This is a genomic window from Tenacibaculum haliotis (assembly GCF_025215075.1).
Classification (GTDB): Bacteria; Bacteroidota; Bacteroidia; order Flavobacteriales; family Flavobacteriaceae; genus Polaribacter; species Polaribacter haliotis_B.
Window position 1 is genome coordinate 1 of sequence record NZ_JAOBTH010000010.1, and the last position, 13,344, is coordinate 13,344.

The 13,344-nt window shown below is 27.6% G+C and carries 11 protein-coding genes; all 11 read left to right on the forward strand.

Annotated features, from left to right (window positions below; translation table 11 throughout):
• Window positions 1-1,956: 1,956 nt before the first annotated feature.
• The 11 genes from N2251_RS00175 (at window position 1,957) to N2251_RS00225 (ending at window position 12,698) form a co-directional block, all read left to right on the forward strand.
• A complete protein-coding gene (locus tag N2251_RS00175) occupies window positions 1,957-2,316 on the forward strand; it encodes a hypothetical protein (RefSeq protein ID WP_260584653.1) in 360 nt (119 codons plus the stop codon).
• Between the two features lie 169 nt (window positions 2,317-2,485).
• Complete coding sequence (locus N2251_RS00180) at window positions 2,486-3,481, forward strand: ChAPs family protein (RefSeq protein ID WP_260584654.1); 996 nt, start codon at window positions 2,486-2,488, stop codon at window positions 3,479-3,481.
• Window positions 3,482-4,237: 756 nt separating this feature from the next.
• Window positions 4,238-4,990 carry a hypothetical protein gene (locus N2251_RS00185; RefSeq protein WP_260584655.1) on the forward strand — a complete coding sequence of 251 codons (753 nt, stop codon included), beginning with the start codon at window positions 4,238-4,240 and terminating at the stop codon, window positions 4,988-4,990.
• A 42-nt stretch (window positions 4,991-5,032) separates the two neighbouring features.
• A complete protein-coding gene (locus N2251_RS00190) occupies window positions 5,033-6,280 on the forward strand; it encodes a hypothetical protein (protein ID WP_260584656.1) in 1,248 nt (415 codons plus the stop codon).
• A 1,013-nt stretch (window positions 6,281-7,293) separates the two neighbouring features.
• Window positions 7,294-7,626: a hypothetical protein gene (locus tag N2251_RS00195; RefSeq protein WP_260584657.1), complete on the forward strand. Its 333-nt coding sequence runs from the start codon at window positions 7,294-7,296 to the stop codon at window positions 7,624-7,626.
• Between the two features lie 208 nt (window positions 7,627-7,834).
• Window positions 7,835-8,839 (forward strand): IS30 family transposase, encoded by a 1,005-nt coding sequence (locus N2251_RS00200; RefSeq protein ID WP_260584658.1) that lies wholly within the window; start codon window positions 7,835-7,837, stop codon window positions 8,837-8,839.
• A gap of 81 nt (window positions 8,840-8,920) precedes the next feature.
• Window positions 8,921-9,790, forward strand: coding sequence for a hypothetical protein (locus N2251_RS00205; RefSeq protein WP_260584659.1), 870 nt, complete (start codon window positions 8,921-8,923; stop codon window positions 9,788-9,790).
• A 218-nt stretch (window positions 9,791-10,008) separates the two neighbouring features.
• On the forward strand, window positions 10,009-10,227 hold the full coding sequence (locus N2251_RS00210) for a tRNA pseudouridine synthase A (protein WP_260584660.1): 219 nt from the start codon (window positions 10,009-10,011) through the stop codon (window positions 10,225-10,227).
• A gap of 8 nt (window positions 10,228-10,235) precedes the next feature.
• Entirely contained in the window at window positions 10,236-10,517 is a 282-nt protein-coding gene (locus tag N2251_RS00215) for a type II toxin-antitoxin system RelE/ParE family toxin (protein WP_260584661.1), read from the forward strand.
• Window positions 10,518-10,673: 156 nt separating this feature from the next.
• Window positions 10,674-11,351 carry a hypothetical protein gene (locus tag N2251_RS00220; protein WP_260584662.1) on the forward strand — a complete coding sequence of 226 codons (678 nt, stop codon included), beginning with the start codon at window positions 10,674-10,676 and terminating at the stop codon, window positions 11,349-11,351.
• A 795-nt stretch (window positions 11,352-12,146) separates the two neighbouring features.
• On the forward strand, window positions 12,147-12,698 hold the full coding sequence (locus tag N2251_RS00225; protein ID WP_260584663.1) for a DUF6933 domain-containing protein: 552 nt from the start codon (window positions 12,147-12,149) through the stop codon (window positions 12,696-12,698).
• The last annotated feature ends 646 nt before the right edge of the window (window positions 12,699-13,344 follow it).

Sequence of the window (13,344 nt, forward strand, 5' to 3'; positions counted from 1 at the left end):
CCCAACACCATATATAATTTATTGCTGGCTTTTTGCTTACTTACGAAAATCCTCGCGGATTTTCTATTCAGTTTTTATTTACTAAATTAGGTACTAAATCACGCAACAAACCATATATAAACACGTTGTAAGTAATTGGTAAAAATCGTCAGYTAAATCAAGTATTTTCATAGAATTTAAACTTTTAGTTATTCAAGAATAATTAGAAGAAAATACTTCTCAAAAAGCACAAAAAATTGAGTTTATAAATTCTTCAAAATACTAAATCGGGAAAAACCTCGTCTAGTTTGAATAAAAATGCGGAATCGTTGTGTAAATATCAGAAAAAGTTAGTTTTTAAGGAAAGTTTTGGAATATATGGACAAATCTCGGAATCAAAAAAACAGAATTGTTCTGTAAAAAAGAGAAAAAATTAGTTTTTAAAAACAGTTTTATAAATTCGGGAGAAAATTTCGGAAATCTAAAGTTGAGATTTTTAGCAAGTTTGCGGAGTTGAAAATATGAGAATTTACTCAAACTCAAAAATGACAGAAAAAAGAGATAATATTATCAGAATTTTTATAAATTCACAACTGAAAAACAAATTAGAAAAACTGAACGGAAAACAACAACTTACAACAACGTGTATAAAAAATTACTTTTTTTCGCTTAATTTTAAAGTTTCTGTATTCTTTACAAGTTCGGAATTTTCCGGCGGAAAATTCCACGCGTACTTTTACAGTAACTTTTCATAACACAAAACCGTTGCCCACAATGCCCAAAAATCACGGCTGAATTGACTCTGAAAGAAACAATTTTTGTCTAAAACACGAATGAAAACGGCTCTAATTTTCGCAAAAAATTCAATTTTTTTTTGAAAAAGTGTTTAAGAGTTTTAAAAAGTCGTTTAAAACAATGATTTTTTGTCAAATTGCTCAATACGGAAAAGACTCAAAAGGAATCAAAGTAGAAGGAAAAATCACTCAAACGAAAAATATTGAGCTAAATTGAGGAGAAATTTCACTCAAAACGAATTTCTAAAATGTGAGAAAAACACTGAAACGCTGAAAACAGAATTGCTGAACTTTTACTCAAACGTTGAATTATAAACTGTGGAAAAATTACGCAGACGGAAAACCTGGAATGAATTGAGAAAAACGAAACTAAAACTGAATTTAGAAATGTAGGGAAAATCAAACAAACTGAATCCTAAATGAGAGAAATAAACGAAAAATTGAACTTTAAAGAGAAAGTTGAAAAAAGAAAAAAGTAAGAAAAACTAACAACCTGATTTTATAAAACACTGTGGGCAACACCGTATATAATTTATTGCTTGCTTCTTGCCTACTTGCGAAAGTCCTATCGGACTTTCTTGGTCAGTAATTGTTTAATAAATTATTGCTATATTCACGCAACAAACCATATACCAAAACGTTGGGTTTCATTAGCGGAAATCGTTAAAATTGAACATTTTTAGCTTTTAAAGTGAATTTTTACAATGTTGGAAAAATTTACTGAAAAGCTATATTGGAGTTTAATTAAAACTCAAAAAAAGTAGCTTGAACAATTTCTTTTTTCAAGTCAATTTTTTATAAATAGAAAAACTCCAGTTTAGAGTTATTTCGTTAAATAAAAATCAAAAACTGGAAAGTTTTGAGATCAAATTACAAACTTTGAGAGTCTTGAGAAGTTTTGAAAATTGAGTTGAATACCAAAACGTGGAAATCAAAACAGCGGAATTAGAATCTTTGCGGAAATAAGAATTAAAATAGAACGGAAAAACCATAAAACGAAAACCCAACAAGGTGCATAATTCATTAAGGTGGAATTTCCTTGCGGAATTTCCTCGCACTTTTATTATCTTTCGTTCAAATTCGGAAAAGTGCTGCGCTCTTTTCCTTAACGAAATCATGCACAAAGCCGTTGTATGCAAGCTGAAAAAATTACCGAATGAAAGAATATTTAATTTGGATTTTAATGTTAACGACAGCAATTTCTTCTGCCCAAGAAAAAATATTTCTGAATTCAGGTAAGACTTTTAAAATTGACAAAAAGTATTACGTGAATGAAATTATTCTGAATTCCGACTCGACTTTCATCCAAAGATATTATGAATTCAGGGACAAAAACGGAATTGATAGTTATGAAAACACGACGCCTGAATTAGAATCAAACGGAACATATTCCAGAAGTGGAAAATATTATCTATTTGACCAAAAAAGTCCGAATGACTTTGTTAATGATTATTTTAAACTGACCGAAAATAAACTGATTTACTTGTATCGGCGAAAAGATAAATGGAGAAAAGGCGCAAGATTTAAGCTGAAATCGGATTGAAATGAATGAAAAAAAGCCAGCATACAACAATGTATAACCGCAATTACGGCGGATTCGACTACGTCCGAATCCACTCGGAATTGCTAACGTCAGTGCTAAACCGAAAATTAAAGCATATAAACCCGTAACTGACGGTTATACGAGACCGTTACCCACCATTTGAAAAAAAATGAGAATACTAACAAACATTTTGATTTTATTAATTTCTGTTTCTGTTTTCGGACAGACAACATCTGAAATAAAATTAAACGAAACTGTTTCAAAAAATCTTGAGAAAAATAAGATTGATATTGTTGATAAAACTTATCTGTACATAAATGATGGGACTTCTGATGAACTTTTCTATTACGCCATAAAACCTAAAGGTAAAATCAAAGGAACTTTAATTCTATTACCACCAACTGCACAAAATACAGAAGATGTAATAAATAACAATGTTAAACTATCTGAACTCGCTTTCGAAAAAGGGATTTTAGTAATAATACCATCTATTAACTACAATCTCTATCTTGATGAAGCGACAATGACATTTTTAAATACAACTTTCAAAAAAGCTATTTCTAAATATCAAGCACCTAAGAATAAAATAGTAATTGGAGGTTTCTCGTTGGGAGGAATGAATGCAATCAGATATATAGAAATCTCAAAAGAACATCCCGATTTAACATCAGTTCATCCTATTGCGGTTTATGGAATAGACCCACCATTGGATTGGGCAAGAATTTACTATTCATTTAAACGAACTAAAGAATTAAACTTTTCGGAAGTAGCCGTCAATGAGGCAACGGATTATTTAGCCAAACTTGATGAGCAATTCGGAGGTTCTCCCAAAGAAGTACCCAATGTTTATTCTAAAAATTCGATGTATTCAAAAAACGTGAAAAATGGTGGAAATGCTAAGTTTCTAATTGACACGCCAATCAGAATTTACTCAGACCCAGATATTGATTGGCATTTAAAAGAGAGACAAACGGATTTTTATGACATTAACGCATTAGACCAAACTGCAATGATTAATGAATTGAGAATTTCGGGCAATGAAAATGCAGAATTTATTAATGCTTTGGGTAAAGGGTATCGCTTGAATGGAATGCGACATCCTCACTCTTGGTCAATTGCAGAACCGAATGAATTAATAGATTGGATTATCAGCAAACTGCAATAAAAACGTTGGGTAACACTATATATAGCAAATTGGGCGATTAGTGCTTAATCCAAAAGTTGTTGTCTATTTGCGAAGTCGCCAAATCTTTTGATTTGGTATTAAAAGAGAAAAATTAAAACAAAATAAAAAGATTTGGCTTGTGGTTAATCCGAAAGTAATCGCTTATTTTCTGCCCAACTTGCCATATATTTAACGTTAGGTTTCATTAACGTAAAATCGTTAAAAATCAAACTTTTAGTTTTTAAAGTGAATTTTAACAATGGCGGAAAAATTCTCAGAAAAGCTAAATTGGAATTTAATTAGAACTCAAAAAAAATAGCTTGAACAATTTAGGTATTTAAGCTAATTTTTATAAATCAGAATAATTCAAGTTTTGAATTATTCCCTAAAATAGAAATCTAAAACTGGAGAGTTTTGAGATCAAAGTCATCTTTTTACAAATTTTGAGAAATTCTAAACAGCTCTGAGAAAATTGAGAACCTTGAAAGTTTTGAAAAAATTTGAAAACTGAGTAGAATACCAAAACGTGAAAATCAAAACAGCGGAATTAGAATCTTTGCGGAAATAGTAATTGAAAATTAAAATAGAACGGAAAAACCTATAAAACGAAAACCTAACACCGTGCATAATTCATTAAGGTGGAATTTCCTTGCGGAATTTCCTCGCACTTTTATTATCTTTCGTTCAAATTCGGAAAAGTGCTGCGCTCTTTTCCTTAACAAATCATGCACAAACACGTTGTGTGTAATTAAAAAAATGAAAAAAATGAAAATTATGACAATAGGATTAATATTAATCCTTAATTCTTGTTCTTCACAAAATGATTCTAGTGATTTACAGAAAGAACAATTGGAAATTCAATTAAAAGAAACTAAACAAAAGTTAAAAGATATTGAAAATAAGCATAAAAAATATATTGAAGAAAATAAAAAAACAACTTACACTGAAAAAATAAAAGACTTATCTATTTCAATTATCCAATTAAACGAAAATGGAGAAGGTCTTTTAATAATAACTAATACTATTACAAAACAAAAAGGAATTATACCTATTGGAGTATATGATGACCTATCAAATTTAACTGATTGGATTGAATTTATAGATTTTGATTATGATGGACAAGACGAGTTGGTTATACCCTCAGAAATGCATACTCCACATTTATATAATAGAATATTTGATTACAATACATTAAAACCTAAAAAAATATTTAAAAAAACTAAAAAAAATATTTTTATTGGTCATTCAGATTCAGATGAAAAAGGACAATTTAGTAGTATAATTTCAGCAGGAAACAGAGGTGGTTATGGATTTATAAAGAATAAATCCATAGAATTTTTTTCTATGTGTGGGCTTGGTTGTAATAATAAAGAAGTCTATAAATTTCATAATGGAATTTATACTTTAAAATACTATGAAGGAAAAGAACTTGATGAAAGTAGTGAAAATCATTTTATAATAACCAAAGTTGAAAATGGAATAACAACTAAAAGGAAAGAAAAAATATAAAAATTTCAAATAATTAAATGCTTGAAAAATAAAAAGACATAAATGAAAATTAATTTATACCTAATTGTATTATTTGTAACTTTATTTAGTTGTAAAAAAGAGGAAAATGTTAAAATATATTTCGGAAATATAGATAATAAAGTTAATGCAAAAATCACTTTAGAGCAAAAAGAAAACGATATAGTCGGTACTTTTTATGATTTAGACAAAAAAAAAGAACTAAAATTAAAAGGAATTCTTATTGACAACAAACTAACTTTACAAGAATACTCTAATGTAAATAAAATAACAGGTTTCTTTGAAGGAGTAATTAAAAATGATACTTTTAAAGGGCATTGGTTGAACACAAAAAAAACTATAAAAGTTCCTTTCTTATTTAGCTCTAACCTCGTACAAAAAGAAACTGAAGAAAAAAAGATAATTAATGAAGAAGTTATAGTTTCTCAACCTGTATCAAAATGTCGATATGAAGAAACTTTAAATTTTAGTCCAGACTTAAATGGTTTTATGAATATGATTAATAAACTGAATAAAAATTCATTACAATCAATTTCTATTTCCAGAGATTTCGTTAAAAATAGATTGCCAAGTAATATTAAAATAACAGATGATAATTTCTACTCTTATGAAGCTTTTTTAAACAACGTCATAAATAATTACAATGAAGTATTATGGAATAATCAAACACTTCAATCTAAAATTAACGATTACGAATATAATTACAAAAAAATAGATTTAGAGACTAAAAAAAGAAATGATATTGAAGTTAAAAACTTTATTATAATGTTAAATGAAAGGAATTTAACCCTTGATAGTTCAGAGGGCACTTATTTTATTGTAGAGGATAGTGACTTTTCTTTAAGCCTCTTTAAAAATAATCTTTCAACTTCTTTTATTGACTATTTGAAAATTATTAAAGTAGAAGATAAACACAAATTTGCTGATGATGCTGCTTTGCTTATTTCATACGAAAAATTATCAGAGAGAGTTATTACTTGGGAAAGATATATTGGAAAACATAAGAGTTTGTCACATAAAAACTCGATAAGACGTTATAAAATATATTTAAGTACATTATTAAGAGGTGTTGATAATACTCCTATTTATAATTATAACAATAAAACTATAACAAATGAAATAAAAACAGTTTATAAAAAATATATCACCAGGTATCCCAATAGCAAATCTGGTAAGGTTATAAGCAAATACTATGATTATTTAGAAAAGAATAGTTTTAAATTTGATATTGATAAAGTAAATATTTTTTTAACAAAGAATAGTTTAAATTAATTAAAAATATGATTCATAAAAAACTACACACAACACCGTATAAAATTAATTGCTGGCTTTAGCTTACTTACGAAAGTCCTCGCGGACTTTCTATCTGTGATTTATTTGCTAACTTTAGTGCTTAAATCACGCAACTAACCTTATACAAACACGTTGTAAGTAATTGGTAAAAATCGTCAGCTAAATCAAGTATTTTCATAGAATTTAAACTTTTAGTTATTCAAGAATAATTAGAAGAAAATACTTCTCAAAAAGCACAAAAAATTGAGTTTATAAATTCTTCAAAATACTAAATCGGGAAAAACCTCGTCTAGTTTGAATAAAAATGCGGAATCGTTGTGTAAATATCAGAAAAAGTTAGTTTTTAAGGAAAGTTTTGGAATATATGGACAAATCTCGGAATCAAAAAAACAGAATTGTTCTGTAAAAAAGAGAAAAAATTAGTTTTTAAAAACAGTTTTATAAATTCGGGAGAAAATTTCGGAAATCTAAAGTTGAGATTTTTAGCAAGTTTGCGGAGTTGAAAATATGAGAATTTACTCAAACTCAAAAATGACAGAAAAAAGAGATAATATTATCAGAATTTTTATAAATTCACAACTGAAAAACAAATTAGAAAAACTGAACGGAAAACAACAACTTACAACAACGTGTATAAAAAATTACTTTTTTTCGCTTAATTTTAAAGTTTCTGTATTCTTTACAAGTTCGGAATTTTCCGGCGGAAAATTCCACGCGTACTTTTACAGTAACTTTTCATAACACAAAACCGTTAGCAAATATTGACGAAAAAACTATGAAACCAACATTTTTTATAATTTTATTATTATTTATTTTCAGTTGTTCTTCTTCTCAAAAAAGTAGTTAAAGAAGAAAAATGCCCGAAAATTTATAAGAATAAGTATACTGAAATATTAAATGAAAAATATGAAACTATTTACAAAAATGATACAATTCAATATAATGAAATAAGGTTTGAATGTGTTTATTCTGCGTTTTACACTCATAAAATTATGTTTGACAAATTTGGAAAGTGGGACAAAGAAATTTTTCCGAGTAATAAAAAACATCCAATTTTAGTTTGGGAAAAAGTTGACTTATTTTCAAATGGAAAAAAATATAATGTCTACACAAACGGAATTGAAGAGTGGAAACATATATACGCATCAGTTATGGTTTTTAACGAAAATGATATCGACTTACTTGATAACAAATCACCTGAAAAAGAAAGTCTTACTAATTATTTTGCCGATTTAATAAAGAAACACAAGACAGAAAAGAAAGATTTCTATGAAGTTTATTGGAAAATGGTAGACCCTGAAAAATGGAAAAGAATAAAAAAATAAAAAACATTTGCTAACACCGTGTATAATCAATTGCTAGTACTAGCCTACTTACGAAAATCCTCGCGGATTTTCTATTCGGTTTTTATTTGTTAAATTACGTGCTTAACCACGCAACTAATCATACACAAACACGTTGCCCACAATAAAACGAAAATCAGGCTGTATTCAATAACTTAACGCAACAAATCTAAAATTATAGATTTGTAAAATGACAGTAAAAAAACACAGAAGACTTAGCCTTAAAGAAAGAGTCCAAATTCAGACACTCTTAAACGAAAAAAAGACCAAAGCTTATATTGCTAAAACTCTTGGTAGAACACCTTCTACAATTTCTAGAGAAATCAACAAATGGGTACAAAATAAAGAAGATAATTACGATGCAGAATTAGCACATTGGAACGCTAAAGATGATTACGCTAATAAAAGAAATCGTGATAAAATAAGCACATATTCTCTATTAAGATTTTTTGTCTATAAAGGACTTTTATCTAATTGGACTCCGGAACAAATTTCTGGTAGACTTAAAGAATTGCATCCCAATGATCCTATTATGTCCATTTCTCACGAAGCAATATATAGATACATTTACACTAGACCACAGGCCAGTTTAAACAAAAAACTAATCAAGCTGCTTGTTCGCAAAAAAACAAGACGAATACCTTCTAAAAAAAGACGTGGAAAAGGAAGTGTAATAGTTAATCAAGTYAGTATTGACAATAGACCAAAGCATATTGAACTTAGACATGAAGTTGGACATTGGGAAGGCGATTTAGTAATTGGAAAAGACAATAAAAGTGCTATAGGAACCATCGTAGAACGGAAAACAAGGTTCACTTTAATATTAAAATTAAACTCGAAAAAAGCAGATGAAGTTGCTGATGTATTTTCTAAAATGTTAAATCAATTAAACGCTAAATTTAAAAAATCTATGACTTACGACAACGGAATTGAAATGGCTAGACACCAAAAAATTACTGAAAAAACAGGTATGAAAATTTACTTTGCTCACCCATATTCTTCTTGGGAAAGAGGCACTAACGAAAATACGAATGGACTCATTAGAAGATACCTTCCTAAAGGAACAAACTTTAATGAAATAAGCGAAAATCAGCTGCAAATTATTCAGCAAAAACTAAACAATAGACCTCGAAAAATTATTGGTTATAAAACACCCCAAGAAATGATCAATATTGAGCTAAAAAACGTAGCTTAGTAACATCAAAAATTAATAACGATTTGTTGCGTTACAACGTTGAATCCAAGCAGAATAATAATTATATTTTTAGTGTTTTTAATGAGTTGTTCGAACAAAAAAGAGTTTGAAAAACAAGTTGAAATTATTCCGCCAATAATTGAATTTGATAAAGAACGAAATCCAAGTTTTACTATCAAAGAATACTATTTTCACGGAAAAGATAGCTCGAAACTGAATCTTCAAAAAATATCTAAATATTACTCTGAAAATGAAATAGCATCTGAATCACATTTATTAACTTCAACAAATACTGAAACTGGTAGAAAAATTTTCTATGATTATAGAGGTAAATTATTAGTTCAAAAAAGGACTATAAACAGTAAAAAAGATAGCACAAAAACTTTATATTTTTATAATTCTGAAAATCAACTAATCAAAAGAGAACAATTTTACTTTCAAAAGAAATTGCGACCTGAAATAATTGAAAAATTAAGAAATTCAGATAACATTTCTTTTAGCGAAAAAGATTTTGAAAAAGAAAGAAGTTGGGACAAATCGAGTGAAATATATTTTTCCTACGATTCAATAGGTCAGAAAACTGAATATTACGCACCGAAATTTCATTGGGATAATCAAAATAAGTATAAATGGTTTTATGACAAAAAAGGAAATATTACTACTAAACAATCTTGGAATCATAATGAACTAATTTGGACAGAAAGTTATTCTTACGAAAAAAACGATTACAGCTTTACTCGAGTTTGGAATAATGAAAATTATCAAAAAGAGTTTAAATTTTATGTTTTCAAAAATAAATTTGGTCAAAAAATTAAAGAAATTACTATGAAAAATGATTCAATTCAAGTTAGTAAAAAAACATATCAATATTATAGAAACGGAATGAAAAAGAGAAAAGATATATATGGAGAAAATAACGAACGTTTGACAACATATATTTATAAAAAATAAAAAACGATTTGCCAACACCGTGTAAAATTAATTGCTGGTTTTAGCCAATTTACGAAAGTCCTCGCGGACTTTCTATCTGTGATTTATTTACTAACTTTAGTGCTTAAAACACGCAACTAATCTTACACAAACACGTTGTAAAAAACAGCAAAAAAACTCATGCTAGAAAAAAGACAAGTTTAAAACTCTTTTTGTATTTTTGTATAAAATAAAATATTATGTACACTATACAGTTAAAAATCAACGAAAAAGTCTATGACAAATTCATCTGGTTATTGAGTAAATTCAATAAAGAAGAAATTGAAATTGTAAGTGAAAGTTCTGATTTTATAGCTACAAAAAATTATTTACAAAAAGAATTAAGTGAAATTGAGAGCGGAAAAGCAACCTTTATTTCTCAGCAGGAGTTTGAAAATAGGTTAAATGGAATAGTTTAACTAGTTTTATGACAATAATATATAAAGAGACTTTTGTTTCAAGACTTGAGAAACAACTGAAATATCTATCTAAAAACAATCCTAAATCTGCTAGTAAATTAAAGACTGAACTTATTAATAGAATAAAAGAAGTACCAGAAAATCCATATTTATTTAGAAAATCAATATACTTTGAGAATGAATTAGTCAGAGATTTAATATATAAAGGATATACAGTAGTTTTTAGAATAAATGGAAATCAAATAGAAGTATTCGGATTTACTAGATTTCAAGAAACCCCAACAGACTAAACTGCATTTTACAACACCGTGTAAAATTAATTGCTAGTTCTAGCCTACTTACGAAAATCCTCGCGGATTTTCTATTCGTTTTTTATTTACTAAATTACGTGCTTAATCAACGCAACTAACCTTACACAATTCCGTTGTAATACATTTGACCATATTATGAAAAACATCGCAATATTTATAATTATAGCTTCTTTTTTATCTTGTTCAAATACATCTGAAAAATTAAAATCGGAAAACATTAAATTGAATAATAAAATAAATTCGCTCAAATCTGAATTAGATTCTTTGAAAAATTTACCAAGCGTTCAATTTGAAAAAATAATATCTAAAGATACTTCTTTAGATTCTTTGAGAAATAAATCTAAAACTGAATATATTTTACCTACACAAGAAAATGAATTGAAAACATCTGATTCAATACTTGTGAAAGAATACGTCGATTTTGCTGAAAAATTTCCAAAATCATATTTCTCAATGTATTCAATAAATAGAATTAAAAATATCGAATTAAATCAACGAATTGTAAAATTCAATCAGATTGTTGGAAAATGGAAATGGAAAGCATTAATTAATACTTTTTTGTCGTTTAATGGTCACAAAAACGAAGAAATAGAATTTAAGAAAGATAAATTTGCCTATTTCTTTAAAGATGGAAAATTAATTTCAAAAGAAAAATATAAACTTTCTAGAACTTATTATGTTATGCCAATAATAGAATTTGAAAAGAAAGGAATATATACTGTTAATATTAAATCAAATGGACTATTAACTTTAAAACCTGGAAAAAGTCCTTGCGAAGATTGTGGAACAACAATTTATAAAAAAGTTGAATAAAAAAAACGTGTTACAACACCGTATAAACTTTATTGCTGGTTTTAGCTCACTTGGGAAATTCCTTCGGAATTTCGCCGTTCGTGTTTTATTTAGTAAATTCAGTGCTTAACCAACGCAACAAAGCTTATACAACAACGTTGGCAAAAACTTTGGAGCCGCAGCCAGAAATGTCTCTGTTTTTAATTATGTTTTTTGCTTAAAAACTTTAAAAAAAATCTCGCTAGTGTAAAATTTTTACCACTTTTAAAATTTGAGTTAAGCTTTGAATTAAATTCTTTGCAAAATCATTAAATCTGAGAATTTTATATAAAACTGGAAAAATTGAATAAAGTTCTAAAGCGTGAAAATTTTACTCAGAAAAAGAAAAATTAAATTGCGGAATAAAATTTTTCAAAAACACTAAATTGGAAAAGTCTATTAAATAAAACTGAAAAACTCAACTACGGAGAAAAACGCAACTATAAACTCTTGCTGAAATCTATGGTTTTTATTTGTTGAAAAATCTTAGAAATATTGAAAAAGTGGAATTTAATATCACAACGTGAAAATCAAAAACGGCGGAATTAAAATCTTTGCGGAATATATCTCAAAAGAAAAATAGGAAAGCATAAAAAAATACGCATTTGCCAACAACGTGTATAAAAAATTGCTTATTTTTAGCTTAATCAAAAGTTGTTGCTCTTTTGCGTTTGTCAATTTTTCCTGCGGAAAATTTGCCGCTCACAAAATTCGCAACTTTTCATAACACAAAACCGTTGGGCGTAAGCTAAAAATCAGAACGTTAAAACTTGACAAATGAGTAAAACAAGAATATTTACAACTCGAAAGTTAGAAAAAATAACGAAAGAATTTATATCTGAAAATGAGGAATTTAATAATGAATATTTAGGAGATTGGACTTCTACTCTATTTTATGTAAGTCATAAAAAATGTTGGTTATTAATCAATAAAATGACAAAATACCTTTTAATCTTACCGAATATAAAGAAAACTGACTTAAAAAATATATCTTCTATTTTTAAAGAGAATTTATTTGCTCAACTAACTTTTGACGGAATTGAAACAAGATATGAATTGGTGGAGAAAATAATCGGAGAAATTAAATTGCAGGAAACAAATAATGACAGAAGTACTAATGGTTCTTTAAATAACTGTTTGCTTTTTCTTAAGGATTGGAAATATGAATTTGGAGATTATGAAAATATGAACTTTAGAGATTTGAATGGCAGACTAAATAGTTCACCGAACAAAATGTTGAATTGGAAATATCCAAAAGAAAAAATGAATGAAATGATAAATAATTACGAAAAAAAATCATTTTTAGAAAAAAACAGAATTGTACTTTAAAACAGGAAAGAATTGAAAGATTTAGAACAACAAAATAGAATTTGAAAAAAAGTTGAACAAAAAAGCCTACGCCCAACACCATATATAATTTATTGCTGGCTTTTTGCTTACTTACGAAAATCCTCGCGGATTTTCTATTCAGTTTTTATTTACTAAATTAGGTACTAAATCACGCAACAAACCATATATAAACACGTTGTAAGTAATTGGTAAAAATCGTCAGCTAAATCAAGTATTTTCATAGAATTTAAACTTTTAGTTATTCAAGAATAATTAGAAGAAAATACTTCTCAAAAAGCACAAAAAATTGAGTTTATAAATTCTTCAAAATACTAAATCGGGAAAAACCTCGTCTAGTTTGAATAAAAATGCGGAATCGTTGTGTAAATATCAGAAAAAGTTAGTTTTTAAGGAAAGTTTTGGAATATATGGACAAATCTCGGAATCAAAAAAACAGAATTGTTCTGTAAAAAAGAGAAAAAATTAGTTTTTAAAAACAGTTTTATAAATTCGGGAGAAAATTTCGGAAATCTAAAGTTGAGATTTTTAGCAAGTTTGCGGAGTTGAAAATATGAGAATTTACTCAAACTCAAAAATGACAGAAAAAAGAGATAATATTATCAGAATTTTTATAAATTCACAACTG